Below are 26,723 nucleotides of genomic sequence, written 5' to 3' on the forward strand. Positions count from 1 at the left end.
TTCAGACATCTGGAAAAAAGAGGCACGGTCATCACGATCATAATAATATGCTGGTTTCATGCCAAAGATTGGTGCGTCCAGGAATTCAACGATCTGTTCGGGTTTCACTTATGAAAAAGAAAACAAAAAGGCGTCCGGTTAGCCGCCACCTTAGGTTGTCAGGCCGATCTATTACAGCTATGTAAAGCATAAGTTTAAAGCCATGTCATGTCTTAATTACAACAGAGCAACAGTGCCCGGGAAATTCTTCTTGAAAAAACATGAAGGTCGACGCCTTCAGCCTGTTTGGTTCCGCACCTTTCTGGCTCTGATGGCATCGACGGAAAGTTAGAAAAATCAACGAATTAAGGTTTCTTCCGACTCTGGCCTTTCAATTGCTTATCTTTCCATTAATGGTCCGAAATGCAATATTAATCCCTGATACCTCCCCTGTTATCTGAAAGTCAGTTTGCGGTGTCTGGAAAAACGAGTATGGGTGTTGCTTTATCGGGCATGTTCCATTAGCTACGTTTTATAATTTCCAGGAGGTTCATCATGGCTGTTCAGACCCTACCGTCCTCCGTGTGGTCCATCGTGTTGGCAGGTGGTGAAGGCGAACGGATTCGCCCCTCAATCCAGCAGTGGCTCGGGTACCCGGTTCCGAAACAATACTGCACCTTTGTCGGTACCCGTTCTATGTTGCAACATACGTGGGACCGGGCCGACCAAATCGGGCAGCCCAGGAAAAAAGTGACGGTTGTTGGTCGAACACATCAGCAGAGGTTGGAACATCATTGCACGAGGCAAGATGAAGGCACGCTGATCTTTCAGCCGCGAAATTGTGACACGGCCCCGGGAGTGTTTCTTCCTCTTACTTACGTGAAAGCCTGGGATCCTCACGCGGTCGTGGTCCTTTTACCCGCCGATCATTTTATCTGTCCCGAAGATCGCTTTGTGTCGGCAGTGCGTCGGGCTGTGCGAGCAGTAGAATTTTTATCTGATCGAATGATTCTCATGGGCGTTCGTCCGTCTCATCTGGAGCTTGATTATGGATGGATATCCGTCGGAGGAGTGCTCGGGTGGAGTGGAGGGACGTCTATTCGTCGCATCCAATCATTTGTAGAAAAGCCGGCGGCTCTTGATGGCAAGCGAATGATGTCAGAGGGAGCGTTGTGGAACACCCTGGTACTGGTGACCAAAGTCGAGACGCTGTGGAAATCCGGATGGTTGTGCTTTCCTGATATGATGGATCGTTTTGAAGGGCTACGAAGGCAGATCGGGACTCCGGCCGAAGGTTCGACCCTCCAGGCTATGTATCAGGATATGCCTACACGAAATTTTTCCCGTGATGTCTTGCAACCTCTTGCCGGTCAATTAGGTGTCATGGAGCTTAATGATGTCACGTGGAGCGATTGGGGCCGGCCGGAACGAATTGTGGAGACTCTGCGATCAATAGGGAAAAAGCCTGCCTTTCCAATGGAGGCCTTTATGGGAGCGGGTGCGTCATTCAATACCCAAATTCCACAGGACATGGGTTATCCCTATCTGAGCTGCTGAAAAGATTGTCTGGGCTGTCTAGAGGATTTTTCCTTTCTAAGCAGCCGTCCTTTCGAGCAGACAAGCTCGTGTAGTCCATCCCAACGGGAGGTTTCAGGGCTCTGTTTCAAACGACCTCCCTACTCTTGTATGGCCCTTTTCCACTCTGAGTTGTTTCTCTTATCCCCGGTTCCTCTTTTTCCCAAATCCTCTTTTTTTGTTTGGGTCTATGAACCTGTCATCGGGTCCAATTTTCCTTTCTGCTTTTCAATGGTTTGTGAGGCAAAAATCAACAAATTGACTGTCTGGTGGTGGTGCGTTTGTCGTCAATGGCCTGGTCTGAGACGGGATCCATTTCCCTCTTCTCTTTTAAATCGTTTCTCATCCGTGTGGGACTTAATGGCACAAAGGTCGCAAGAGGTGTGACAAAGACCATGATGCGGCACGGCGTCGTTTTAGGGAATGAAATCTGTGTATTTTAGAAGGTGAAAAAATCCAGATGTTAAACACAAGGAATGGCAGGCATGAGTGAGCCAGGAGATCCCGAACGGATTATCTGGAAAGGGTATCCCTCGTGGGGGCATTTTACTTGGCTCTATTTTTTTAGCCTATGGACAGGACTCCGAGGTTTTTTACTTCTACGTATGGGGTTTCCCGGCTGGGAGATGTGGTTTGTCGGGGCAGGGATATTATTGAGTTTGGTGGTGGTACTTCGATATTGGGCCAAATATCTGCTCACGTCCAAGCGAGTGGTACTGAAGAATGGGTATTCGGGAAAAGATATGGCGAGCGTGGAGTTCGGGATGTTCAAGTCTGTCGAAGTCATGCAGGGACCAATAGCCAGAATGTTGGGAATCGGTACTCTTGTTATTCACTCCGAGAATTCAGGCCGGAGTGTTCGGTTCCGTGGCATCAAGGATCCTGAGGTCATTGAAACAAAATTACGGGCGCTCCTTCCTCCATCTTCTCCTGTGTTGACTCACAACCCCGCCTGAACGATGAATACACCAGTTGTGATGAGAAAAGAGAAAAGTTCTTTATGATCCCGTCTCTTTCCCGTCGTACATCTTTGGTTCTCGGTCTGACTTTTCTCACCATAGCCGGCGCCCTTTTTCTTGAATTCCTCTTGAGTGTCAGAGAAGACCGGCCCTTCGGTCACACGCAAATGGCTCACCTGGTTGGGTGGACCGGCCTGGTCTTCATTGGTCTGACTTTTGTGTATCCACTGAAACGGTGGTTGTATCCTAATCAGGTCTGGTCACATGGATGGTTTCAAGTACATATCGTCTTTGGAATTGTTGGCCCCTTAATCATTTTTGTCCATGCCGGTGTGCATTTCCATGCCCTGGTGCCGATCATCGCCCTTATCACCATGGTTCTGGTAGTGATGAGTGGGATCACCGGGCAGGCCTTGCATTATCTGGCGTTTCGAACATTGTACGAACGACGGCATGAGCTGGCGTTTGAAGGGATGACCGAGGAGGCGATTGAGGCGCACCTGCATGGTCTGGCGCTACAAGAGGAGACACTCCGATGGTGGAAATGTCTTCACGGCCCCCTAACGTGGTCATTTGTTTCATTCACCCTGCTGCACATCGGAGGAGCCCTCTTTTTCGGCGGCTTCTAAATCATGGGATGTCGTCGACCATGGGTTGCTCCCCTTATCTGGGTTTTGACAGGTCTGATCATCGTGGCACTGGCCTGGGCTTCTCCCTCATACACAGAAGCCTTGTGGGCTCCTGGAAATCTCAGCCGGTATCACACTGACATTGCGAGATGTCTGTCCTGCCATGAACCGTTTAAAGGAGCTACACCGCAAAAATGCGTGAACTGTCATACGTTGGCAGCATTTCAATCTCGATCCGGGGATGTTCGCCAATTGCATCAAAAGGCGATTCAAACTGGAGAAACTTGTCTGGTTTGTCATACGGAGCATCGGGGTGTGTTAACGGCCATAACTATCGGTAGGGTCGAAAATCCTCATGGAGAATTAATTTTTCGGGCCACCGGCGCGACGTCCTGCTCTGATTGCCACGTGATAAACGCCGGGGCTGGGAAACAGAATGGCACCCTACTACACAATTCGTACGTTGAACGATTGATGCGGAAAGGAGAGGGTGCTCATCGACTCGGGCATTTTGCGAAATGTTTGAAGTGCCATCGTGGGGGACAATTGGAGGTTGACGATGAGGGCAAGGATGAAAAATAAGATTTCCCTCAGGTTGCCAAAAAACTCTTCAATCACATTGTAGAAAAAATCCACAGGATGACCACTCTCCGAGGCCATTTTAAGGACGAAATGGGCCAATTTGGGCATCTACCCTATATAAACCCAGGGCCCAGAATTTGCTGAGTATATGTTTATTGTGAGCATTTCCGGTTTCCTAAGAAAGTGTGGCATGTTTCGGAAGAGGGTGCGGTAATGTCCTCAGATACCACACCGGTAAAACATCGCGGCCAATCCTGTACCATTCTGGTCGTTGATGATGATGAAGCAATGCGGACACTCCTTGTGGACGCCCTTCAAGAAAAAGGGTGTCGAGTGATCGAGTCAGAGAATGGGACAGATGCCTTGAATGTCCTAAAGGCCGTGGTGCCGAATGTGATTGTGACGGACTTGAAAATGCCGGATGGCGGATTTCCCTATTTGCGGCGCCTCCAGGAAGGAGCTCCGGATTGTCCGATTGTCGTCATGACGGCGTATGGAGACAGTCAGTCCAAGGCGAAAGCGTTAGATTGTGGAGTCAAAGGATATTTCGAAAAGCCTCTTCGTATTTCTGATTTGAAGGCATGGATTTGTCAAATGTGTTTGGTGAATCCCTGCGGGAACCTTCCGTTTTATTGAGGCAATACACACGATAGCGAAATAAAGAAAGGGTAAAACGATGGCCGGATCGTTCGTGCATCAGGATTCTGATTCCGACGTGTCTTGGAGTGCGCGGATTGAAGGATTAAAGTTTCTGGCGCAGCAGGTGGATGAGCCGGTTGTGATTTTCAATCCTCGGAAGGAATTGGTGTATGCCAATCCCTCAGCCAATAAAATAGCGAAAGATTGTCCATTAATCCTTTCATCATCCCTTTCTTCTTCCGATTCACTGCCTTCCAATCAGACACCTTGTGACCCTTGTCACGCAATGGAACTGTTTCGGTCTGACAGGCAAGTTCAGGATACATTTCCCTGTCCTTCCCATTCGGTTGTTACCACGCCAGGATGTCCGTTGCCACGTGCGGTGCCATTGAGAAGCGGGACCGGTATGACCCATGTTGCGATATTGATGGGGGCTCGGGGGAGTGAGAGTATTATGATGGTTCCACAGGACGAGGATTCATCTGACCCGCCTGCAATGTCTGGGGATTCCTTGACGGAGGCCCTCCCTCCCACGATCATCGGAGGCAGTGACCCGATTCAACAATTGGTGGAAATGGTTCGATTGATCGCCGCGAGTGAGGCAACGGTGCTCATTCAAGGGGAAAGTGGAACCGGGAAAGAATTAGTGGCGAAGACCATTCATGCCTTGAGTCGCCGACGCCTCAGGCCTTTTATAGTGGTGGAATGCAGTGCATTGCCCGAAACCTTGCTGGAAAGCGAATTATTCGGTCATGTACGGGGATCCTTTACCGGAGCGGTCGCTGATCGCAAAGGCTTGTTTGAAGAAGCCGAAGGTGGCACAATTTTTTTGGATGAAATTACTGATACCACTCCTGCATTTCAAGCCCGCTTACTTCGCGTTTTGCAGGAAGGCGAAATCAAGCCCGTGGGGAGCAATGGATCCGTCAAAGTGAATGTGAGGGTCATCTCGGCCGGGAATAAACCTCTGGACCATCTTGTGGCAACCAAGCTGTTTCGTGCAGATTTATATTATAGGCTCGCCGTCCTCCCGTTAACCGTCCCGCCATTGAGGGAGCGAAGAGAAGATATCCTACTGTTGGTGGAGTATTTTCTGGATCAATGCGCCAGAAAGCACGGGCGTGGTCCGATGCAGGTCAGCCCCGATGCCCAAACGGCTTTATTACACCATTCGTGGCCTGGGAATGTCCGGGAATTAGAAAACTTGATTGAACGGGTGGTGGTCACATGCCCGCATTCCACACTTGAAGTGAAAGATTTTTTTGCCGATCATCCCTTGCAACCCGATAAACGCGATTTGAGTTCGATCGGGAAAATCGCTCGCCAGGAAGCGGAACGGTCAAGAATCCTCCAAGCCCTCAGGGATGTGAAGGGAGATAAGACCCGCGCTGCGCGGGCCTTGAATATCAGTCGATCCAGCCTCTACAACAAGCTGCGGGACTATCATATTTCCTAATCTGCCCGGGTTTTTGCCCCCAAAATCCCCATTCTCAGCTTTCAATTGTCCATTTTTTTGGACGCACAACTTCTTGAATTTTAGTTGAAATAACAAACCACGGAAAAGTTGGTCCAAGGTGTTGGACATTCTGCCGCGTTGTGCATTTTTCCATTCATTCCTGATTGTCGGCTGAAATCCGCACCAGTACCGACTTCTGTGGTTTGTCGCATGGATGAGTGTTCATTGGCATCGATGTTGCGGAACAATTTGATGCCGACGCTGGTTTGGGTGTGATGGACCGGCCTCCGGAATGCCCGACCTCTCCAAGAGGATTCCCGGCGTCGGCACTTAACAATCAAGTATCTGGCCGGTCTGTTTTTCGAGAAACGTGAATTGTGGGAAACAAGTTGTCTGATTGAGAGCAAACCCAATCGATCTTTATTCACCTCATAGGTAAGGAGGCCGGAGCATGTATCACGGCAAGAGTAAATTTTTAACTGCGTCTATATTTTTGGCGCTGATGGGGGGGGCGGCCTTCTGGGCTACTCCAACCTTTGTCAGTGCTGAAAATGCATCTCCTTCACACGCCCATCAGACGGGGATGCCGGCGCAATCTCCTGGTTGGGCCGAACAGCTCAAGGGCCAGACGATTGTGGAAGATGCCATGGAAGGGCGGGCGGAACGGGCGGCCCTGGTTGAGCAGCAGCATCAACGCATGATGGAGCAAATGCAGAAGGACATGGAGCATAAGGGTGCCGACACGGGTGCATTTGATTCCATGTCGATGATTCACCAATATGGAGGGGGGCCGGCGAATGGCCTTCTGGCAAGTACTCCCGGTGTGGAGCCGGTGTCCATGAAAGGTGGGTTATGTCCCAAGACCGCACCTGTTCGAAATTATGATGTGTCAGCCATTAATGTGGAAATTAGTCTGAATCAATGGCTGGATTATTATCCCGGGTACATGTATGCCTTGACCGGAAATATTGACAAGATCCGTGAGGAGGAAGCCAAAAATGCCGAGGCTCGTGAAAAGGAAGGTCATGTCGATCCGGGAGCTGTGAACAATGGCATTCAGGATCAGTGGATACAACCCTTGGTGATTCGCGGCAATCAAGGCGATTGCGTGAAGGTTACTCTGCGTAACCAATTGGAGTTCGGCGAAGAAGTCAGTTTGCATATCAATGGGTCTGATATGGTGATGAGCCAGACCGGTCAACCGGCGCTCACCACCAATCCTGATTCGGTGGCGACAGAAGGCCAAGCCATTGAAATGGAATGGTACATCCATCCCGATACTCAAGAAGGTGGAAAGCAATTTCATACCTTTAGCAATGACCGGGAGTTGACGGTCATGGGACTCTTCGGCGTCTTCGTCGTGGAACCACGTGGATCGAATTACTATGAGCCCTTGGGTACGGGGCCGGCCACGGAAGCCACGAGTGGCTGGCAGGTGATGATTGATAATGGGGACGGACCAGACTTTCGGGAATTTGTCCTGATTTATCATGAAGTGGGTGATGAAGCATTTCGTCCCGTGAATAAGCATGGAGACTTCCTGCCTCAGCGGGACCCGCTCACCGATGCCTATCGTCCGGGTGCCCGGGCTCTCAATTATCGGAGTGAACCGTTCGGAATTAACAATATGCACGTGCAACATGAATACTTTGGATTTGAAGATGAGTCGATGGCGTATAGTTCCTATACCTTTGGTGATGCCGCCCCGACTATTCCCAGGAGTTATTTAGGTGACCCGGCTAAATTCCGTATTGTGCATGGTGGATCGGAAGTCTTCCATTCGCATCATCCTCACGGCGGGTCGATTCGGTGGCAACGAAGCCCACGTGCGACGCAGATGCCGGTCTGGAGTACGGGGCAAAACGGACCTGTGAAATTTCCGGTGATTCGGACGAAGTCGGACAGAGTCGATGTGGAAGTGATTGGGCCATCCGAAGCGTTAGATTTGGAGACCGAATGCGGCTCGGGGCTTTGCCAATGGTTGGCGGGAGATTTTCTCTTTCACTGCCATGTGGCGCATCACTATGTGGCCGGTATGTGGGGTTACTGGCGTGTGTATAACAGCCTGCAAGAGCCAGGTGTGCAAAATGACGTGATGGCTCCTTTGCGAGAATTGCCGGACCGGTTAGGCCGCATTCACAAGCCCGTGACTTCCGATCAACTGGTGGGCAAGACCGTCAATTGGTTTGGCAAGCAATTCAAGATTGTGGGTAAAGGCAAAAGTGATTGGAAAGCCGACCCCGCCGTCGTGAATATTAAAGATTGGGTAGAAATGCAGCTCAGCAATCAAGGCAAGCCCGGACATAAAGATGATGAGGCCGGTCAAATGAAGGCCTATGATGCCACCGTCATGGATTGGGTCTGGGATGGGTCGAAGGCCATGAGCGAGAAAGAGCCGACCCTTGGGGAAAATCCCAAATATCGGCCGGAGTGGCAGGGATATAAAGCCGGGGAACGGCGGGCCATTTGGTTTGAACCGTCAACCGGGAAAGTCGCGTGGCCGTGGCTCACGCCACATTTCGGAAAACGGGCGCCGTTTTCCAATGATCACAATCCGGCCCCATGGTTGGAAATGATCCGATTGAATCCTGATGGAACACGGTCGGTCGAACCGGCCAAGGCGGGCGAAAATGGCTCTTGGAGTCTGTGTCCGGATCGAGCCGGATCACAAGATTACAAGGTGCATTTTATTAAGTTACCGATAGAATTGTCGGCTGCCGAAGGAAAAGAGCCGGCGATTGTCGACCCCAATGGGCTTCTCTATGTTGTGCATGAGGAAGAGGAAGAGGTGCGAGCCAACAACGACAAAAAATTCCCGTTGGTGGTTCGGGCGAATGTGTATGATTGCATCGATTGGACGCTGACGAGTGAATGGTTGGATGACGATATCACGAACTTCCAGTCGTCCAAGATCAACACGCATTTCCATTTCTTCCAGTTCGATAATCAGGCATCTGATGGAGTCATTTCGGGATTTTCGTATGAACAATCCATGCGGCCGTTTACCCAATTCGAGAAAAAGTCGGATAAAGGGTTGCCGGTGCCGATGAATGCGAAGGTGACGAAGGCCGCCAAGAAAGGTGACAAAACCTTGGAGGTTTCGAATGCCAAGCAATATCATGTGGGCATTCCGATTCTGATTGGTGCGGATAATGTCAAAGGCCAGGAGGTGCGACGGATCGTCAAAATTAATGGCAATACGTTGACATTTGCCCAGCCCTTGAAGAATGCGCATCCGGTCAAGGACATTGTCACCGTGGAATATGTCCGGCAACGGTTCTGGGTGGATGCCGATGTGGGCAGTGTGTTCTGGCATGACCATGCCTTTGGTGGCACAACCTGGCCGCACGGGGCAGTTGGGACCATGATTGCCGAACCCTTCGGTTCCACGTGGCACGATCCGAAGACCGGCAAGCGGATTCGCTCGGGTCCGGTAGCCGATATTCATGCGGTGGAACGTGTGGGACATGATGTGGCAGGCAGCTTCCGTGAATTGATGGTGCACATCATGGATACGGTGCCGCACACGGTAAATATCGTGACGGCGGGCAATCCTCCAGGGCAACCGGTGGATGTGGCCTTAGAAGCGGGTCGGACGGTGTCGTTTATCATGCCGCCGAACGACCGGATTAAAATGACGCCCATGCCGTTCCTGAATGGCGGCACACATACGACGGGAGGAGCGTTCAATTTCCGGGCTGAGCCATTCGCACAACGATTGGTCAATAACCCGGATCCCTCCAAGCTCTTCAGCAGTGCGGTGCATGGCGATCCCAGCACGGCCATGATTCGGGCCTACTTGGGTGATGCCATTGTGTTTAGATTAATTGACGTAACCATGAATGAAAGTAATGTGTTTACGTTGTCCGGCCATACCTTCTGGTCAGAACGGTATGCGCAAGAGGCGAATCGCAAACATTCGCTGCATATCGGAATTGCCGAACGGTATGACCTGGTCATTCCGGAAGCGGGTGGGCCGCGCCATCAAGCCGGCGATTACATGTTCTTTAATGGCCGGAGTTCGAAGTTTTCGGAAGGCTCCTGGGGGCTGATTCGGGTCTTAGATAAGCCGGTGGGTGATCTGCAGCCCTTACCGAATAAGGCCTATGGCAAAGAGGGCATGCCGGAGCGATTGCCGGTTTGTCCGAAAGGGGCTCCGGTGAAGAGCTTCAGTGTCGTGGCCTTGGACCATCCGGGGATGAGCTTTAATAACAATGCTCCGGAAACGATTGAAGTGGACTTTGAGCGCAAGATTGAATTGCGCAATCCTGAAGCCAAAATCTATGTCCTCGAAGATGAGGTGCAAAAGGTCGGTAGTGATGTGCAACCCATGCCGTTAACGTTACGGGCCAACGTGGGTGACTGTCTCCAAGTCAAATTGACGAATAAGCTCAAAGAAGGGCGAGCGTCATTCTCGGCCTTCGGCCTGGCCTTCGATCCCAAAGATTCCCAAGGCCTCAATTTGGGGAACAACCCCGGGGACCAAACCGTGGCGCCCGGTGAATCCCGGATGTACACCTATTATGCGGATCCCTTCAATGGCGAGACGCAAACCTTGGTGTGGGATTGGGGGAATGTGTCGATGAATCCCCGCAACGGCCTGTTTGGCGGAATCATTATCGGTCCCAAGGGATCACAGTACCGTGATCCAAAAACCGGGGAAGATATTTCCCTGAAAAACAGTTGGAATGCCGATGTGATTGTGGATCGGACTATTCAGGGCAATGAGAGCCGGGTGAGCTACCGGGATGTCGCCTTGTATTTCCAGGACGAGGATAACATCATCGGAACCAGCTTCATGCCCTATGTTCAAAATGTGGCAGGCCTGACCGGCGTCAACTATCGCGCCGAACCCTATCTTCATCGCGAAGAAGCCGGTTGTTCATTGGGCCGGATGTTCCAACCGTGCCAAGTGGACAAGCCGCAGGATCCTGCGACACCGGTGATTGAAGCCCATGCCGGAGACAAAGTACGGATTCACGTCTTTGGCGCCAGCAGTGAGCAGAATGGAATGTTCACCGTGGAAAAGCATGAATGGCCGATTGAACCCTTCCTGCCCGGTGCGGATATGATTAGCACCGTGGAGTTCTCGGGTTCGGAAGGTTTGGATGTTTTCCTGCCCTCGGCAGGAGGAAGATGGTCTCTGACTGGAGATTATGTGTGGAGCAATGGCCGATTACCCTATTCCCAATCGGGGCAGTGGGGTTATCTCCGGGTGTTGCCGGACACGGATCAACGGATTCAGCCATTGGATGGTTCGGCCATGTCTTCCAAACAAGCGGCTCTTGAGGAGTCCAGTGCCGAGCCGCGAATTATTCCTACCATCGCGAAGTAAGCCAGACCCTCATTCCGAGGGTTAGCGAAAGCGGGGAAGCCACTCTTCGGCTTCCCCGCTTTTTTTTGAGTGAGTGGTTCGATAGAATGTCCATAAGCATAACAATCATTTTATTTTTTGTGGGAGGAGAGAATGAAGGGCCGAAAAGGATGGAAAGGGATCGTAGGGGTTGGGCTTATAGCGCTTTTCGCGCAAACGGCATGGTCCTACGATGAAATAACCGTGACCGATGGGGGAACCATTCAAGGGAAAGTGACCATTACGGGAGATAAGCCCAGACCCATGGCCTTTAATCTAGTGACGATCCCCGATCCGGTGTTTTGTGGAACCATCTCTACGGGAACGGGTTGGCGGATTGTTGAGGATTTTATTATTGGGCCTGATCAAAGCCTTAAAGATGTGGTGGTTTTTCTCAAAGATATCGAACACGGGAAACCGTTTCACATGCCTAAGGTCAGGATCGAATCAGTCGACTGTGAATTCATTCCGTTTGTGAATGTATTGCGCGATGGAGACGAACTGACCGTCGTCAATATGGATCCGGTCGAGCATGATATTCAGGCCTATGAAACGGCCAGAGAGCGAGGGGCCAGGGTCCTGTTCAATCGTCCTCTACCGATGAATCCGTACCACAAGGTGGCGGGAATATTCGGCAAGAAACACCTTCCCGGTGAACCAATGGTGGAAAAAATACATTTACGAAAAGGACGGAATGTGTTTGTCATGCAGTGTGGATTCCATCCCTATATGTTTTCTTGGGGACTTGTGTTGGAGAACCCCTATTATGCGATTACTCCCGAGGATGGAACCTTTGAAATGACCGATGTTCCTCCTGGAGACTATATGCTGACGGCCTGGCATCCCGGGATGAAGGAGTTTGTGGAACAACCCATCACGGTGACAGCTCAGAAAGCCACTGTGGCTAATTTTCAGTTTGAGGCTCCACAAGGCCGTCGTAGTGCGCATGAAATAGAGGTAAATCCCCGGTTTGGATTGGAGTTATTAGAAGAAGGCCTTGAAATTGTCCCTTCGATTAGACGCCAGATTCCCTAACGGGCTGTCATGCGGGCCACGAGTGGTCACCCGGCAGACAAGGGAAATTTATGACGGAAAGTCCAAGAACAGGAGACATCTCCTGAGGTAGACCGCTCGAAACAAGGCAACAGGATGTTGGTTCATTCACTGAAGTATGACGGATGAAAGGAGGGCGGCCATGAGTTTACGGATATTATTCATAGGAATCGTGCTGGGGGCAATGGTGTGCACAAGCGGTTGGGAGAGCGCACAAGCTGCGGGGGAGGATGAAATGGAAGTGCGGATGGCACCAGGGACTGAAGTGAGTTTCTCTCCAGAGGTTGTGGCCGGGTATATCCATACGGTGATTGCCGCAGACAGAGCGCTCTATACGACACATGTGGTGGATCGCATGCAGGAGAATCGGATCGTGATTGCCGCAGAAGCCTGGAAGCAACGGAAGGCGCTTCCTCTCCCTGCGCAAATGCTTTTGATGGGTGGACGAGTGGCCGAAATGGGGGGGACCGGGCTGCGATATCGTCTGGCCAGTTTGTGGCCTATTTATGAGGAAAATGGGCCAAGCACCAACTTTGAAGAGTCTGGATTGAAATTCGTGGCTGAGAATCCCGATGAAGTATATAGTGGAATTATCAAGAGAGGGGATCAACGGTTTTTTAAAGCCATTTATGCGGATCGGGCGGTTTCAAAAGCCTGTGTGGACTGCCACAACGGGCATTTGTTGAGTTCCAAGCGTGATTTCAAAATGGGAGATGTGATGGGTGCCATCATCATCTCGTTTCCGCTACCTTCAGAAAAGAAGGAATCTCCCTGAACGAGCAAAGACCTTCTGTCCATTTTTGAATCCGATGGCAGGAAGGTGGCTGTGGATGTTGAACCCGCAGTCACCTTCAGTCTGCTGTTCGATGGGTCATGACAGTCTTCGGGAAGTCTGTTCTTTCACATCCAACCGATCTCTCAGCCAATCTCCCAGCATGTTAGCCGCAAGAACGACTGCCATAAGAGCCAAGCCGGGAAAGACGACCAGGTGGGGAGCTACCAACATGTAGCGGGTTCCGTCGCGAATCATGCTTCCCCATGACGCGGCAGGAGGTTGAACACCCAGTCCCAAAAAGGAGAGGCCGGCCTCGGCTATGATGGCGCCGGCGACACCAAAGCTGGCTTCAACAATAAGCGGAGCCATGATTAACGGCAGAAGGTGCCGGAGAATAATACGCCAAGGCGGTGCGCCGATGGCCTGGGCCGCCAGCACGTGATCGGCGTGCTTGAGGGCGAGAACCTGTCCTCTCGCCAGGCGGGCGTATCCCACCCATCCCACGATTCCCAGAGCCAGAATCACATTGCCGATTCCCGGTCCTAATGCCCCGGCGAGGGCGATGGCAAGCAGTAATCCCGGGAAGGCGAGCATGACGTCCACAATTCGCACAAAACCGGCATCGACCCATCCGCTGAGATACGCACTGGAGACGCCGAGAAGGCTTCCAAGACTCACCCCCAGGGCGACCACACACAGCGAAACAAAAAACGACGTGTGTGCGCCGCTGATGAGGCGGTCGGCAACCGGTCGACCTAATTCATCATGCCCCAACCAGTGCTCCAGGCTTGGCGGGGAAAGGATTTTGGTGAGATCAATCGCATCAGGAGTTAAGGAAAAGATGAAATTGAAGATGGCCAGAAAGGCCCAGGCGGCGATGATGGAGAGTGGGAGCCAAAGACGCATCGTTAGCCAGTGGTGAATTGGATGCGAGGGTCCAGCCAGGCATATAGCAGATCCGTGAGCAGATTCACCACGATATAGGTCACGCTGATACAAAGCACTGCTGCTTGCACAACCGGATAATCGCGCTGTTGTATGGCTTCAATCATCAGTAGGCCTAATCCCGGCCAGGCAAAAACCGTTTCAGTGATCACCGCTCCACCCAGCAAGCCCCCAAGCTGCAGGCCCAGGAGGGTCAAGATGGGTAAGAGGGCATTGGGGAGTGCATGGTGCAAAACTGCTCGGGTTGAGGAGAGGCCTTTGGCGCGAGCGGTCCGCATAAAGTCCTCCCCCAGTACCTCAAGGACGCTGCTCCGAATCATTCTGGCCAGGATGGCCGCCATGGCTGTACCGAGTGTGAGGGCAGGCAGCACGACGGCGTTCCAACCTTCCCGACCACTCACGGGAAACCAGCCAAGCCAGAGGGCCCCGACTAAGATGAGTACAGGACCCATCCAGAAATTGGGAATCGACATTCCAAACAGCGCAAACCCCATGGCGCCATAATCCAGAGGTGTGTGTTGCCGGACGGCTGCGACGAGGCCGAGGGGAAGCGCTAAACCGATTGCCACAATCAGTGAGACGAGACTGAGATAGAGGGTGGCGGGAATGCGTTCGATGAGCAGATCTACAATCGCCCGACCCGAAAACAACGATGTGCCCAAATCCAGATGTAAAAGCCCCTTGAAATAAATCCACCACTGTTGATGGAGGGGAAGGTCCAAGCCTAAGGCATGGCGAAGGGTTTCTTTGTCTGTCGGTTGAGCTGATTCACCCAGCATCACTTCTACGGGGTCGCCTGGGATAAGATGAATCAACAGAAACACCAGGCAAATCACTCCCAGGAGGGCGAGCATCGCGCTCAAGATTCTTGTCACCAGGAAATGGGTCATGACGAAGCCGGAGAAAACGGTAATTGAAAAAAAAGAGCCGGCGTGCCCAGGTCATGGTCGCGTGGCATGGTCATGGGTAAAGCCGTGCGAAGTGTGTGGGGGGAACTGAGGGAGGTCCCATCCACCGGACCTGACTGAGTCCGTCAAAATTGCCATCGGCACTCAATTGATATCCGGTGATGGTGGTGGACGCCAGAGCATAATGGTCTTCAAACCAGAGAGGCACATACGGAAGGGTCTCCAGGAGACGGGCTTGAAGGGTTCGATACAATGTCTGCTGCTCCTGCCTGTTCAGGGTCTGTTCGGCTTGCATCATGAGACGATCCGCCACCACATCTGCAAAGTGACCACGGTTGGCGCCGACGGGAGGGATGGCGTCACTATGAAAGGCGTACCGGAAAATATCCGGAGATTTCACACCGACCCAGGCCAGGCTATACATTTGGAATCGGCCGGATTTGATGTCGCCGTAAAATGTGCCCCAATCGTGGCTTTGGATGGAGACATCAATTCCAACCTGGTCGAGTTGGTATTGAATGATCGTGGCCAGGCGCAATCGAAAGGGGTCAGTTGAGGTTTTATAGGTGATGGTCGGCCGATGGTCATGATCATATCCGGCTTCCTTCAATAGGCGTTTTGCCTCCTCCGGATCGTAGGCGTACCCTGATAAGGATGCATGCCCAGCCCAATGCTCCGGAGGAAAGAGCGTTTGCGCGACCCTGGCTCGTCCTCTCAATACGTATTGAATAATGTGCTCACGATCGATGGCATGGGCGATAGCCTTCCGTACCAGTTCTTGACCGACCACAGGATCTAACTGATTGAATCCCAGGTAGGCAAAATTTGCCCCTTGACGCTGTTGCAAGGTAATGGCCTTGTGGGCGGACAGATATGTGACTAGCTCAGGGGGGAGATCATTTTGAAGGAGATGAATTTCGTTTGCCAACAGCTTGAGGGTTCGAACGGTCGGATCGGGAATTCTTAAAAATTCAACACGTTGACCATCTGCTTGTCGCTCGATAACAAGCCGGGTGTCATCGGGACGTTCGAGAAATTGAAAGGGCCCGCTGCCTATGGGGTGGTCATGGAAGGGGTACCCCCTGGCAATAAGGTTTGCGGGGAGAATGCCGATAACTAAATAGCCGGGAAATAATGAATCGGGCCGCTTCAGAAAGAAATCGACGGTATTCTCCGTCGGCGTGTCGATCCGGGTGATAATTTGCAAAATACCGCGATGTGGAGATGCCGTGGCAGGATTCAGAATGGAGGCATAGGTGGCTTTGACATCGTTAGCGGAGAGTCGTGCCCCATTGTGGAAGAGCGGCCTCGGTTCTTGTAAGTCGAATCGATAATGGATGGGAGAGAGTTCACGCCACGTGGCCAAAGCTGGAATCGGGATCGTGCCCTCGCCGAAGTCCACTAGGCGCGAATACAGCAGCCGATTGAGTCGAGCCGAAGTGGCATCCGTGGCATAACGCGGATCTAAATTCGTCGGCGAATTGGCTAACCCAAAACGCAGCGTGTAATCAGGAAGCGATTCAGTGCAGCCAACAATTGACATGAGGCCCAAAACCATCAGCCATAATCGCCAGTTCATCTGAAAGCCATGAAGCATTCTTTTGGCAGAACCGATAGGGGAACACACGGGGGATTGATTATGGCTGAGATCGCGACGTTCTTGGAAAGAAATCCTCATGCAACCTTAGGAAAACGGCGTGTGAACGAGACGGGAAAATAGCGTGGGGATTTATGCATGGCGATGTTTTTCTAATTTTACAGGGATTATCCCTATTGTAAAAGGGCGAAAGTTGAAGATTCGAAGAACCTCTGCCTTGCCATGTCCCCTTATTCAAGCAATAGACTAATCAAAGGAGATTACGAATGAGTTCGGCTGCCACGATGACCTCTCATGGAAATGCGACGACCCAACCTCACAGCGCCCGCTCCCTAACGGCTCCGACCACGATTGAAGAGACCGGATTGCCGGAGGAATTGCTTGTACAGCTTCTGGTCAGAACTCTCTACACCCAAGGAGAACTCACCGAGCGATCGGCCGGGGAGATTATGAAATTGCCTTACGGAGTCATGAGGGAGCTGTTCATCCTTATCCAACGGGAGAAGTTGTGCGAGGTCAAGGGACATGGGGAGTCTCTTGGAGTGTTACTCCGGTATGTGTTGACGGAAGCCGGTCGTCAGAGAGCCACGGCTTTTATGGATCTGTGCCGGTATGTGGGACCGGCTCCTGTTCCCCTCAATCAGTATATCAACATGATCAAAAGTCAGCCCGTGAATAGTTTAACCATAGACCGACGTACCGTGACAGCGGCCACGGAACATCTGGTCTTGACTCCTGGCACCGTGGACCAACTCGGGGAAGCCGTCAATTCCGGCTGGGCCATTTTTTTGTATGGGCCTCCTGGAAACGGGAAAACGGTTTTGGCCGAGGCCATTGGAAAGATGTTGGAAGCGGTAGGCGGGGGAGAAGTTTATATCCCCTATGCCATGGAAGTCGATGGCCAAATCATTCAAGTGTTCGATCCGATCACTCACGTTAAAGTCGACGCTCCACAAGAAGCGGCCAGATCCTTAATTGAAGCCAAAGTGGAAAAAGATACCCGCTGGGTGCTGTGTAAGCGTCCGATCGAGTTTGCCGGCGGTGAGTTGACGATGGCCACGCTGGATCTCTCTTTTAATGCGTCCGCGAAATATTACAAGGCGCCTCCTCACATTAAAGCCAATGGCGGGGTGTTTCTGATTGACGACTTCGGACGACAATTGGTCCGTCCGCGAGATTTGCTCAACCGATGGATTGTGCCGTTGGAAAAGCGGGTGGATTATCTGACCTTGCATACGGGAAAGGTCTTTCAGATTCCCTTCGATACGATTGTCTTGTTTGCCACGAATCTGGAACCGGCCAAGTTGGCGGATGAAGCGTTCCTTCGCCGCATCAGAAATAAAATCTACATTGCCGATCCGACCCCCGAACGGTTCACGCAGATTTTTGAAGAAGTCTGCAAGAAAAAGGGGGTGCCGTATGATCCTGAAGCCGTGCAGTATTTATTGGATGGTGTGTATGTCAAGTATCAATTAAATATGCGGAGTTGCCATCCCAGGGATTTGATCGAGCAGATTGTCAGTATTGCAAAATTTAACGGAGTGCCGCCGACCCTCTCCAAAACGTTTATCGATCGGGCTTGCCATACCTATTTCTTTGTAGAGGCAGCCGAATACGATCAGAACACGAGTCAGTAACGTTTACCCTACCGATGCCTTTCGCTATGATGGCCCAACTTTCCAGGGAGGGAAGGTTGGTCTCCAATCTTCCCGGCCGTTCCTCCCATTTGTACCTCACGCATTGACATTCTTGTCAATTGACCAAGAATTTGCCTGGTTTACTACAGATCCGTGGCTGAGTTCAATGTTGGTGTCTTATGCCGATTCGCAAAGATAGCAGCGATGGCTGGCCACAAGAACAAAAAAAATGATTGAAGTTGCAGGGATTGTCCCGTGTTTTTCAGGAGAATTGATGGATAGTGGGACTCTCGCAAATTTCGCAAGTGTCAAAGGCGCTTTCGGGGCAGTGATGCTGTATTTCAGGATTCAACGTAAGCTCCATATGAAGCAGCAGGGGGAACGAGTCTGGATCCCACTTGCCGATTGGCTCATTATTCTCGCGACGTTGGTATCTCTCCTTCTGGTGATGGTTCCACTAGTGACTCTAGATTTGACTTCGCCTAACTATCTGAGATTGCCGATGGCGGCCTGTGGTGCAGCTGCCATTCTTGTATCCGGATATGTTTTTGCGATCCTCGCTCACTACCGAATTTTCTTCGGCAGTTCCTGCGCTGGCGCTCGAAGTCTAGCCGAGCCTCTTGAGATCATGTCCTCATCCATTGCGGTTTTTGCTGCGCTCGGCTTGTTCTTGTTTGTTTTAGGAAGATGAGCCCTCATTCATACGAAGGGACAGGTTGCTTGGGCAGACAGGGGATTACCACCATGTGGAAACGTATATTGCCAGCCCTCGTGCTCTTGTTTTTAGTGTTGAACGTCGGGACGCTTCTCGCTCAGAATTCATTGCCCATCGTGGAATCCGAAGCCAAGTTCGAGCAGGTGTTCAGCGGTGGATTCTGGCTTGAGAGCCCGGCTGTCGCTCCGGACGGTTCGGTCTACTTCTCAGACATTCCACACACCAGTGTGAGCGGGATGCAGGCCGGTCGTATCTGGCGGTATGACCCACGCACGGGAGTGACGACCATTTTCCGCTCACCGAGTGGGATGGCGAATGGCATCGTGTTTGATGCCCGCGGCGACATGATCGTGGCCGAAGGTGCCGACTTCGGTGGCCGCAGGATAACGCACACGGAGATGAGCACAGGCAAGAGCCACACCGTTGCCGCTCTTTACAAGGGGAATCGGTTCAACGCTCCAAACGACCTGACGATCGATGCTCGCGGGAGGATCTACTTCACCGATCCGCGATACACCGGCCATGAGCCCATCGAGCAACCGGTGATGGGCATCTATCGGATTGACCCTGACGGAAGCGTGCATCTTCTTGCGGCCAATCTGTGGCAGCCAAACGGCCTCGCCGTCTCGCCCGATCAGAAGACGCTCTACGTCGTTGAGGTTGGAACCTATAACACCAATATCCTGGAGAAGCCTCCGGTTGTTGGCGGTCCACCGAGCGCGGTTCACGCGTATGATCTCCTGGACGACGGCTCTCTTCGCTATCGAAGCATGGTGGTGACATTTCCTACGGGGACCTGGGGTGACGGGATGACTGTGGATAGAGAGGGGAACATCTACGTGGGCGTCGGTGGCCCTCCTGGTAACAATGGGGTCCACATCTACACACCGAGTGGGCAAGGACTCGCTTTTCTGGCGACCGAGGAGACGGCCGTGAATCTTGATTTTGGGCGGGGTGCCGACGCCAATTTTCTGTATGTGGTGTGCGCCCGGTTTCCCTCTGGTTCGGGACCGTGGACTCCACCCTCCAGTAACGGCCTGTACCGCATCCGGCTTCGAACGGAGTAGAGGTACTTGCCGGTGACGGTGTTCACGCGCTGGTGTTGCATACGTAGGGGGGAGGTGTCCATGGCGAAAACCGCAAGGAGAGACTGAACATGAAAATTGGAGTCGGAGCAGATCCTTTTGGCCTGGGACTGAAAGAGGCCGTGAAGCGACATGTCCTGGCACTCGGTCATGTGTGCGTAGATTTGGGCGGGACAACGGATGAAGCACGTCCCTATTATGAAGTCGCTCATGAACTGGCCGGAAAAGTGAGTTCAGGTGAGTGTGATCGCGGTATCCTGCTTTGCGGTACCGGGATAGGCATGGCGATCATTGCGAACAAGCATCCGAATGTCTATGCCGCGGTGTGCGAAGATCCTTCCACTGCAACCAAAGCCCGATCAATCAACAATGCCAACGTGCTCACCATGGGTGGCATGCTTACGGCATCTTACAAAGCCAAGGAGATCGTTGATGCGTTTCTGATAACTGAATTCAAGAGCGGGTGGGATGATGAGATCCAAGCTTTTCTTGACCGTTCGATGGTCGATATACAGCGGATTGAGTCCGAGGAATTCAAGGATTGAATACGGGATTGGTGAACAAATTCACTAATTGCTCTTCGTAACATGTAAAAAGAAAATTCTGCTAATTTTCTCATTTTGCAGGAGCCAGATCCCTAAATCGCCAGGTTTACTTCTCGGAGAACATCAACAATAATAGCTCCTCAGGATCACCATTCCGTGTTTGAAATCAACAATGTGACCTTTTTTGTCTTGGGGAGGAGAGGGGCTACGAGGATCACTTTCACTAAGGGACATACCCATGAGGAAATTTAAAAAAGCCTGGCACCATTTTGTGAGTATGATTGTGACTTTTTCTCTTGCGCAGATGCCCCTCCAAGCCTTAGCGATAACCTACAATGTGAATCGAGTGATTGATGGAAAAGGGACTGTCTCCGGCTTTATCGAAACGGATGGAACAATAGGCCCGCTCCTCGTAGCAAATTTTATAGATTGGAATCTCCGTGTAAACGACGGCTCTCATATATTTAACCTTTTGGGTCCAAAGTCTGGAGCCAATTCGACAATCATCGTGACGGGCAATACCACGAGGGCCTCCACCCAAGACATTCAGTTTGATTGTTCGGGAGATCAAGCCCGAATTCAAATCATCAACCCATCCGCCACAAGCCCGGAGAATGGTTGGGCGCTTGTGGGAAACTTTGGCGGGCTGGTTCATGACAAATTTGAAGAAATGTGTTTTCTGTGTTCAAGTTCAGACCGGGTGGCCGTCACCGAGCATCGATCTGGGATCATTAAATTCCCAACACTTACCAACCGAATACCGTAATCTCCGAACTGAGCGTCGCTCAAATCATGACTAGTGGGGAGGGAATATCGCTCCTTCCACCTGTTCTGATGTTCGTTGGATGCGAAATCTCACCGATGCGTAGTTGCATGAACCACATATTACCTATTTACACCTCAGGACAACTGGAGACTCATAATGAAAGCCGTTGCCTACAAAACACCTGGTCCGATTGACCGTGAGGACGCCCTGCAGGATATCACCCTTGAGACACCCAAAGCTGAAGGCCGTGATCTGCTCGTCAAGATCATCGCGGTGTCGGTCAACCCCGTGGACACCAAATTGCGCCTCCGTGCTGCGCCCGAAGGCGATTGGGGGGTCCTTGGATTTGATGCCTCCGGCGTTGTCGAGGCCGTGGGGCCTGAGGTGCGAAATTTCAAATCGGGCGATGCGGTTTTTTATGCCGGATCCATCGCACGACCCGGCACCAACAGCGAATATCACCTTGTCGATGAACGCATCGTTGGCCGAAAACCCGCCAAATTAAGTGACACGGAGGCCGCAGCTCTTCCGCTCACGGCGATTACCGCCTGGGAAATGTTGTTTGACCGGCTCGCTGTCAAACGCCCGACTCCGCAGGGAGGCAACGTCATTTTAGTCATTGGTGGCGCAGGTGGGGTCGGCTCGATCACCATTCAGCTTCTGCGGGCATTGACCGATCTCACGGTGATCGCCACCGCCTCGCGTCCTGAAACCCAGGATTGGGTGCGCGAATGCGGCGCCCATCACGTGATTGACCACCGCCAGCCTTTAGCAACTCAGGTTGAGGCACTGGGTCTCGGCGCTCCGGGGTTTGTGTTCTCAACGACTCAGACCGGTCAGCATCTAGCTGATATCGTCGGACTGATTGCGCCGCAGGGCCGTTTTGGCCTGATCGATGACCCGGACGTGCTCAACGTCATGCCCTTCAAGCTCAAGGCCGTGTCAATTCATTGGGAAATGATGTTCACGCGTTCGCTCTTTGGCACACCGGATATGGCGGAGCAGGGCAAGCTGTTGAACGAAGTGGCCGCACTGGTCGATGCGGGACGCATCCGTTCCACCGCGACCGAAGTCGCCGGCAAGATCGCTGCGGCGACGCTGCGGGCGGTGCATGCGCAGCTCGAAAGCGGCTCTGCGCGGGGCAAGATTGTGCTAGAAGGGTTTTGATGAGGTGCAGGGCAGAAGTGGATCATCCCCATTGCTGTGCAGGGCGACGAAATGATTTTAAAATCCGTGGTAGCGTTTCTTGTCTGAGGTGTTTGAAGAAGTGGCAAACATATGAATGGACGGATTTGATCAAAAACCTAATTCCAACTTCCCAATACATAAATTGAAATCCTCCTCTAATTATGGGAAATCGGCCACAATCGGAAAGAAGCATGAGAAAATTTACGGGTTCTATTTTTTATTTGGTGAAGGGAACTGTAATGGCCGGAAGTTGCCGGAAGGTTAGGCGTCGATCACATCTATGTAAACAATGTGTAAATAGAATGCTTGAATGGAGGACTAGCGGTTCGCCCGGATTTCGAAATGCTTTAACAAGGATCGAGGCTACGACTGCCGTATCAACCGAAGAGTTTCCTTATGGTTTTTCCCCGTTGCGTGCTTTGACTACTTCCCCTTTCTGCTCGGTCTTTTCTGCCTGTTGTGCTAGTATTGGTACTAACAATGAACGCAAAATTCTTCCAAATGTGAACTGACTGCTTCGTTCCTTCCTGAAGCATGGCCCGGCAACGAATCACCGCCCAAGACCTCTATAACTACACCAAGTGTCTGCATCGCGTGTATCTGGATAGCAACGGCGATCCCTCCGAAAAATCCGAGGTCAGCTCATTTGTGAAATTGTTGTGGGAAGTGGGGTTGCAGACTGAACGGGATTATATTACTTCGCTCGGCGATCAGGAGATCGTGGACCTGCAAAATCTTGCGGTAGAGCCGGCATTTCAGGAAACCCTGTTGGCCATGAAGCATGGAGCCCCTGTGATTTACCAAGGCTGTCTGATTCATGAGCACTTTGTGGGGCGACCGGATCTGTTATTAAAACGTGAGGACGGGGCGTCTCGCTTTGGCGGATATCTTTATGAGCCGATTGATATTAAGGCTGGAAAAGGTTGGGAAGAAACGGACGGCAAGAAACCCAAGTTTAAAGAACATTACGCGTTTCAGATTTTGTTTTATCGGCTGTTACTTGAGCAGATTCAGGGAATCGTTCCAGCGGGTGGCCGGATTATTAATGTGGACAAACAGCTTGAAGAATTTGATCCGGCTCTCTTTGAAGAACGGTTTACCCAGGCCATGCAGGACGTTCAGCAATTGGTGTCCGGAGACGAGACTTCGGAGCCGGTGCTGGGAAGTCACTGTACCATGTGCGGATGGTTTAGCCGATGCTATCGATGGGTAAAAGACCAGTCCGATCCCACCGGTTTATTTTTTGTGGGTAAGCAAAAGTTTGCGCTCCGGGAGCAGGGGCTTCGGACGATTCAAGATATTGCTGGCATGGATGTGCAAACCTATCTCAAGCCGCCTCATAAGATTCCGCGAATGGGAAAAGTCTCCTTGACCCGGATGAAAGAGCGGGCGCAGGTTCTGTTAGAGGGAAAGCCGAGGATACGCTCCGGCTATAGGTTCCCGGAGGTTGATCGGGAGATCTATTTTGATATTGAAGATGACCCGACCCGTGGCGTCACCTATCTGTTCGGAATGGTAATTCAGGATGGGAAAAGACCCTCTCATTTCACCTATTTTTTGGCTAAAAGGCCCGAAGATGAAGAGCAGACGGTTAGGGATTTCTGGCAATTTATTCAATCGACGGAACATGCTGTGTATTATGTGTATTCCCATAAGGAGCGATCGACGCTGAAACGTCTGATGGAAAAATATGATCTGGATGCCGATACGTTTGAAAAATATAAGTCCTGTGAATTTGATTTGTATCAAGACCTCATTGTGGAATATTCTGACTGGCCGACCTTTTCTTATGGGATTAAACATATCGCCAAGTTAATCGGGTTTCAGTGGAGAGACCTGGACCCGTCCGGGGCCAACTCCATTGCCTGGTATAACGATTATTTATCGGATCCAGCCAATGAAGCGCTGTTGAATAGAATTCTGGAATATAACGAGGATGATTGCTATGCCATGGCAGCCATCACACAATATTTTGAACATCACGCCCACAAGACTCAGGGAATGGCTAAAAAGCTGGCGCCTTGAGACGCACTGTTGAGGAGATTGGACTATGGCTGCCACGGTATTAGTCGTCGATGATGAGAAGGATCTGGTGGAGTTGGTCAAGTATCACTTGGAAAAGGAAGGGCTCAAGTGCTTGGAAGCCCGTGATGGGGAAACGGCCTTGCAGATGGCAAGGGAACGTACTCCGGATCTTATGGTCTTGGATCTGATGTTGCCGGGGGTGGATGGTTTAGAGGTCTGCCGGAAGTTGAGGAAAGACCCGAAAACGTCTTCGATCGCCATTATTATGCTGACGGCGAAGGCCGAAGAAGTAGATCGGATTGTCGGGTTGGAAATGGGGGCGGACGACTACATGGTAAAGCCCTTTAGCCCGAGGGAACTCCTCGCCAGAGTGAAAGCGGTGTTGCGGCGGGGACAGGGGCAGGACATGCCGGCGCTCAAACGGATTGGAACGCTCGAGGTCGATGAAGGCAAGCACCAGGTGACGGTGGACGGAACCGTGGTGGAGTTAACCGTCAAGGAATTCGATCTGCTCTGTGCGTTGATGCGGGCGAATGGCCGGGTCCTGAACCGGGAGCAAATATTGGAAACGGTATGGGGCTATTCCAATGCCGTGGATATAGAATCGCGAACGGTGGATGTGCACATTCGACGGCTCCGGGAAAAGTTAGGAAGCGAATGCCCACGCATTGTCACGGTCAAAGGTGTGGGCTATCGCTTTGAGTCAGGGACGGTCTAAGGTGAGTACGATGAACGTGACCTTGATCCATGCGTAATCCTTCGCTCATTCTTGTTGGTTGGATGGTGGCCTCCATGATCGGTGTGGGTGTGTCGGTTGCCTGGGCATGGCCATTCTGGGTGGTGGTTTCGTTGGGGGTTGGTCTGGTTGGCGTGGCGGTGTTGCTGACCCGGAACATATGGGATCAGACGAGAGAAAACCATGAAGATGTCATGACAGGCGTTCGTCAACTTGAACAGCTCAGCGGGATTGATGAGGCGAGGACTTCCCGTGTGTTGGAACCCGAGGCCTTTGGAGGCCATATCCAGCGCCTGGTGGAAAACGTGAAGAAACGTATGACCGGCCTCGAGGAAGAACGCACGAAAATTATTGCCATCATGGAAAATCTGGTGGAAGGGGTGGTGGCGTTTGATCCAAAGGGAAAGGTGTTATTCACCAATTCCAGCGCCCATCGAATATTGGGATTGGACGCTCAGGCGATTCAAGGACGATCGCTGTGGGAAATCATCAGAAATCAAGAACTGGCAGGTCTGGTTGAAGGTTGTCAGGAATTGGCGTGGCATGAACGACGACAGGCAGAGGTAGAATTGCATCCTCCCGTCTCCATGGTGTTAGAGGTCTATGCGCTCCCTTTTCCCTTTTCCAACCAGAAAAAGGGGAGCGTGCTGGTGTTACACGACGTCACCCAACTGCGTCGTTTGGAACAGGTACGGACGGAGTTTGTTGAGAACGTGTCCCATGAACTGCGAACTCCGCTGACGGCCATTGTCGGATATTTGGAAACGCTTGTGGATGAACCGTCATTGGAAACCCCAAACAATCGGAAATTTGTACAGGTTGCCCACCAACATGCCGTACGGCTCAGTCGGTTAGTAGAAGACTTACGCAGCCTCTCGGAAATTGAATCGGGAAAAGTCGTATTGCGTTGTGAATCGGTGCCGCTGTGTGAAGTGGCACAGGATGTCTCTGAGATGTTTCAGCATCAACTGTCGAAAAAAAATCTGCAGATCTCCAATAAAATCGGAGTCGCCCTTAGTGCCTGGGTTGATAGAGATCGGTTGATTCAGATTCTGGTAAATCTCGTGGATAATGCCATTAAATATACGTCTGACGGAGGCACCATAACGTTTCAATCCATACCTTTGGGAGATGAGCGAATCTCATTGCAGATTAAAGATACAGGCCAGGGCATTCCTTCCACGGATCTTCCGAGGATTACCGAGCGATTTTATCGGGTGGATCGAGCGAGGTCCCGTGAAGAAGGCGGGACGGGCCTTGGGCTCTCCATTGTCAAGCATCTGCTTCAACTGCTCGATGGCAAACTTCGCATACAGAGTGAATTGGGTAAAGGCACCACCGTGGAGGTGATCCTGCCAATAGCCAGCCCCACTTCCTCAAGTCGATCTTTGTGAGATTTCGTGGTTTCTCCCGGATAAATCCCTTCCTCTAGTGTTTCCACCTGATCCCCCCGAAAAACGTTACACAGTTGTAACCCGAACCTCACAGAGGTGAAATAGTCATTCGCTAGGATTCGATGGCAGGGTTAAATAATTAGACTGCCGAGCTTTTGAATTGTCACAAGTTGAGACGACCA

Annotated in this window: 21 protein-coding genes; 18 read left to right on the forward strand and 3 right to left on the reverse strand. The window is 51.6% G+C overall.

Annotation, left to right across the window (positions count from 1 at the left end; all coding sequences use genetic code 11):
- Positions 1 to 534 precede the first annotated feature (534 nt).
- The 9 genes from PP769_RS11075 to PP769_RS11115 all read left to right on the forward strand — a co-directional run bounded on the left by PP769_RS11075 (position 535) and on the right by PP769_RS11115 (position 13,000).
- Positions 535 to 1,536 (forward strand): sugar phosphate nucleotidyltransferase, encoded by a 1,002-nt coding sequence (locus PP769_RS11075; protein ID WP_312640118.1) that lies wholly within the window; start codon positions 535 to 537, stop codon positions 1,534 to 1,536.
- Positions 1,537 to 2,039: 503 nt separating this feature from the next.
- A complete protein-coding gene (locus tag PP769_RS11080; protein ID WP_312640119.1) occupies positions 2,040 to 2,510 on the forward strand; it encodes a PH domain-containing protein in 471 nt (156 codons plus the stop codon).
- A 44-nt stretch (positions 2,511 to 2,554) separates the two neighbouring features.
- Complete coding sequence (locus PP769_RS11085; protein ID WP_312640120.1) at positions 2,555 to 3,142, forward strand: hypothetical protein; 588 nt, start codon at positions 2,555 to 2,557, stop codon at positions 3,140 to 3,142.
- Positions 3,143 to 3,145: 3 nt separating this feature from the next.
- Positions 3,146 to 3,724, forward strand: coding sequence for a hypothetical protein (locus tag PP769_RS11090; protein ID WP_312640121.1), 579 nt, complete (start codon positions 3,146 to 3,148; stop codon positions 3,722 to 3,724).
- A 213-nt stretch (positions 3,725 to 3,937) separates the two neighbouring features.
- Positions 3,938 to 4,360, forward strand: coding sequence for a response regulator (locus PP769_RS11095; protein WP_312640122.1), 423 nt, complete (start codon positions 3,938 to 3,940; stop codon positions 4,358 to 4,360).
- Positions 4,361 to 4,400: 40 nt separating this feature from the next.
- A complete protein-coding gene (locus PP769_RS11100; protein WP_312640123.1) occupies positions 4,401 to 5,819 on the forward strand; it encodes a sigma-54 interaction domain-containing protein in 1,419 nt (472 codons plus the stop codon).
- A gap of 451 nt (positions 5,820 to 6,270) precedes the next feature.
- Entirely contained in the window at positions 6,271 to 11,154 is a 4,884-nt protein-coding gene (locus tag PP769_RS11105) for a multicopper oxidase domain-containing protein (RefSeq protein ID WP_312640124.1), read from the forward strand.
- Between the two features lie 132 nt (positions 11,155 to 11,286).
- Positions 11,287 to 12,207 (forward strand): carboxypeptidase-like regulatory domain-containing protein, encoded by a 921-nt coding sequence (locus PP769_RS11110; RefSeq protein ID WP_312640125.1) that lies wholly within the window; start codon positions 11,287 to 11,289, stop codon positions 12,205 to 12,207.
- Positions 12,208 to 12,367: 160 nt separating this feature from the next.
- Positions 12,368 to 13,000: a Tll0287-like domain-containing protein gene (locus PP769_RS11115; protein ID WP_312640126.1), complete on the forward strand. Its 633-nt coding sequence runs from the start codon at positions 12,368 to 12,370 to the stop codon at positions 12,998 to 13,000.
- 96 nt (positions 13,001 to 13,096) lie between these two features.
- Here PP769_RS11115 and PP769_RS11120 read toward each other — a convergent pair whose 3' ends face one another.
- The 3 genes from PP769_RS11120 to PP769_RS11130 all read right to left on the reverse strand — a co-directional run bounded on the left by PP769_RS11120 (position 13,097) and on the right by PP769_RS11130 (position 16,531).
- On the reverse strand, positions 13,097 to 13,906 hold the full coding sequence (locus PP769_RS11120; RefSeq protein WP_312640127.1) for an ABC transporter permease: 810 nt from the start codon (positions 13,904 to 13,906) through the stop codon (positions 13,097 to 13,099).
- A 2-nt stretch (positions 13,907 to 13,908) separates the two neighbouring features.
- On the reverse strand, positions 13,909 to 14,835 hold the full coding sequence (locus PP769_RS11125) for an ABC transporter permease (protein WP_312640128.1): 927 nt from the start codon (positions 14,833 to 14,835) through the stop codon (positions 13,909 to 13,911).
- 70 nt (positions 14,836 to 14,905) lie between these two features.
- Complete coding sequence (locus tag PP769_RS11130; protein WP_312640129.1) at positions 14,906 to 16,531, reverse strand: ABC transporter substrate-binding protein; 1,626 nt, start codon at positions 16,529 to 16,531, stop codon at positions 14,906 to 14,908.
- A 185-nt stretch (positions 16,532 to 16,716) separates the two neighbouring features.
- Between PP769_RS11130 and PP769_RS11135 the strand changes: the two genes are divergently transcribed.
- The 9 genes from PP769_RS11135 to PP769_RS11175 all read left to right on the forward strand — a co-directional run bounded on the left by PP769_RS11135 (position 16,717) and on the right by PP769_RS11175 (position 26,541).
- The gene (locus PP769_RS11135; protein WP_312640130.1) at positions 16,717 to 18,087 is read left to right on the forward strand and encodes a DUF8689 domain-containing protein; all 1,371 of its coding nucleotides are present in this window, start codon (positions 16,717 to 16,719) and stop codon (positions 18,085 to 18,087) included.
- Between the two features lie 274 nt (positions 18,088 to 18,361).
- Positions 18,362 to 18,778, forward strand: coding sequence for a hypothetical protein (locus tag PP769_RS11140; protein ID WP_312640131.1), 417 nt, complete (start codon positions 18,362 to 18,364; stop codon positions 18,776 to 18,778).
- Between the two features lie 53 nt (positions 18,779 to 18,831).
- The gene (locus PP769_RS11145) at positions 18,832 to 19,869 is read left to right on the forward strand and encodes an SMP-30/gluconolactonase/LRE family protein (protein WP_312640132.1); all 1,038 of its coding nucleotides are present in this window, start codon (positions 18,832 to 18,834) and stop codon (positions 19,867 to 19,869) included.
- 89 nt (positions 19,870 to 19,958) lie between these two features.
- Positions 19,959 to 20,432 (forward strand): RpiB/LacA/LacB family sugar-phosphate isomerase, encoded by a 474-nt coding sequence (locus tag PP769_RS11150; protein ID WP_312640133.1) that lies wholly within the window; start codon positions 19,959 to 19,961, stop codon positions 20,430 to 20,432.
- Positions 20,433 to 20,670: 238 nt separating this feature from the next.
- On the forward strand, positions 20,671 to 21,198 hold the full coding sequence (locus tag PP769_RS11155) for a hypothetical protein (protein ID WP_312640134.1): 528 nt from the start codon (positions 20,671 to 20,673) through the stop codon (positions 21,196 to 21,198).
- 156 nt (positions 21,199 to 21,354) lie between these two features.
- The gene (locus PP769_RS11160) at positions 21,355 to 22,365 is read left to right on the forward strand and encodes a zinc-binding alcohol dehydrogenase family protein (protein ID WP_312640135.1); all 1,011 of its coding nucleotides are present in this window, start codon (positions 21,355 to 21,357) and stop codon (positions 22,363 to 22,365) included.
- Positions 22,366 to 22,920: 555 nt separating this feature from the next.
- A complete protein-coding gene (locus tag PP769_RS11165) occupies positions 22,921 to 24,411 on the forward strand; it encodes a TM0106 family RecB-like putative nuclease (protein ID WP_312640136.1) in 1,491 nt (496 codons plus the stop codon).
- 25 nt (positions 24,412 to 24,436) lie between these two features.
- Positions 24,437 to 25,129, forward strand: a complete 693-nt coding sequence (locus PP769_RS11170; RefSeq protein WP_312640137.1) for a response regulator — start codon at positions 24,437 to 24,439, stop codon at positions 25,127 to 25,129.
- A 29-nt stretch (positions 25,130 to 25,158) separates the two neighbouring features.
- A complete protein-coding gene (locus PP769_RS11175; protein WP_312640138.1) occupies positions 25,159 to 26,541 on the forward strand; it encodes an ATP-binding protein in 1,383 nt (460 codons plus the stop codon).
- Positions 26,542 to 26,723: the final 182 nt, after the last annotated feature.

The organism is Candidatus Nitrospira allomarina, assembly GCF_032050975.1.
In the GTDB taxonomy this organism is placed as follows: domain Bacteria; phylum Nitrospirota; class Nitrospiria; order Nitrospirales; family UBA8639; genus Nitrospira_E; species Nitrospira_E allomarina.

Coding starts and splice junctions, on each gene's coding strand:
- PP769_RS11100 (WP_312640123.1), top strand. CDS start 4,401: ATGGCCGGATCGTTCGTGCATCAGGATTCTGATTCCGACGTGTCTTGG.
- PP769_RS11145 (WP_312640132.1), top strand. CDS start 18,832: ATGTGGAAACGTATATTGCCAGCCCTCGTGCTCTTGTTTTTAGTGTTG.
- PP769_RS11105 (WP_312640124.1), top strand. CDS start 6,271: ATGTATCACGGCAAGAGTAAATTTTTAACTGCGTCTATATTTTTGGCG.
- PP769_RS11135 (WP_312640130.1), top strand. CDS start 16,717: ATGAGTTCGGCTGCCACGATGACCTCTCATGGAAATGCGACGACCCAA.
- PP769_RS11110 (WP_312640125.1), top strand. CDS start 11,287: ATGAAGGGCCGAAAAGGATGGAAAGGGATCGTAGGGGTTGGGCTTATA.
- PP769_RS11080 (WP_312640119.1), top strand. CDS start 2,040: ATGAGTGAGCCAGGAGATCCCGAACGGATTATCTGGAAAGGGTATCCC.
- PP769_RS11165 (WP_312640136.1), top strand. CDS start 22,921: ATGGCCCGGCAACGAATCACCGCCCAAGACCTCTATAACTACACCAAG.
- PP769_RS11155 (WP_312640134.1), top strand. CDS start 20,671: ATGAGGAAATTTAAAAAAGCCTGGCACCATTTTGTGAGTATGATTGTG.
- PP769_RS11115 (WP_312640126.1), top strand. CDS start 12,368: ATGAGTTTACGGATATTATTCATAGGAATCGTGCTGGGGGCAATGGTG.
- PP769_RS11150 (WP_312640133.1), top strand. CDS start 19,959: ATGAAAATTGGAGTCGGAGCAGATCCTTTTGGCCTGGGACTGAAAGAG.
- PP769_RS11095 (WP_312640122.1), top strand. CDS start 3,938: ATGTCCTCAGATACCACACCGGTAAAACATCGCGGCCAATCCTGTACC.
- PP769_RS11075 (WP_312640118.1), top strand. CDS start 535: ATGGCTGTTCAGACCCTACCGTCCTCCGTGTGGTCCATCGTGTTGGCA.
- PP769_RS11160 (WP_312640135.1), top strand. CDS start 21,355: ATGAAAGCCGTTGCCTACAAAACACCTGGTCCGATTGACCGTGAGGAC.
- PP769_RS11085 (WP_312640120.1), top strand. CDS start 2,555: ATGATCCCGTCTCTTTCCCGTCGTACATCTTTGGTTCTCGGTCTGACT.
- PP769_RS11170 (WP_312640137.1), top strand. CDS start 24,437: ATGGCTGCCACGGTATTAGTCGTCGATGATGAGAAGGATCTGGTGGAG.
- PP769_RS11175 (WP_312640138.1), top strand. CDS start 25,159: ATGCGTAATCCTTCGCTCATTCTTGTTGGTTGGATGGTGGCCTCCATG.
- PP769_RS11140 (WP_312640131.1), top strand. CDS start 18,362: ATGGATAGTGGGACTCTCGCAAATTTCGCAAGTGTCAAAGGCGCTTTC.
- PP769_RS11125 (WP_312640128.1), bottom strand. CDS start 14,835: ATGACCCATTTCCTGGTGACAAGAATCTTGAGCGCGATGCTCGCCCTC.
- PP769_RS11090 (WP_312640121.1), top strand. CDS start 3,146: ATGGGATGTCGTCGACCATGGGTTGCTCCCCTTATCTGGGTTTTGACA.
- PP769_RS11120 (WP_312640127.1), bottom strand. CDS start 13,906: ATGCGTCTTTGGCTCCCACTCTCCATCATCGCCGCCTGGGCCTTTCTG.
- PP769_RS11130 (WP_312640129.1), bottom strand. CDS start 16,531: ATGAGGATTTCTTTCCAAGAACGTCGCGATCTCAGCCATAATCAATCC.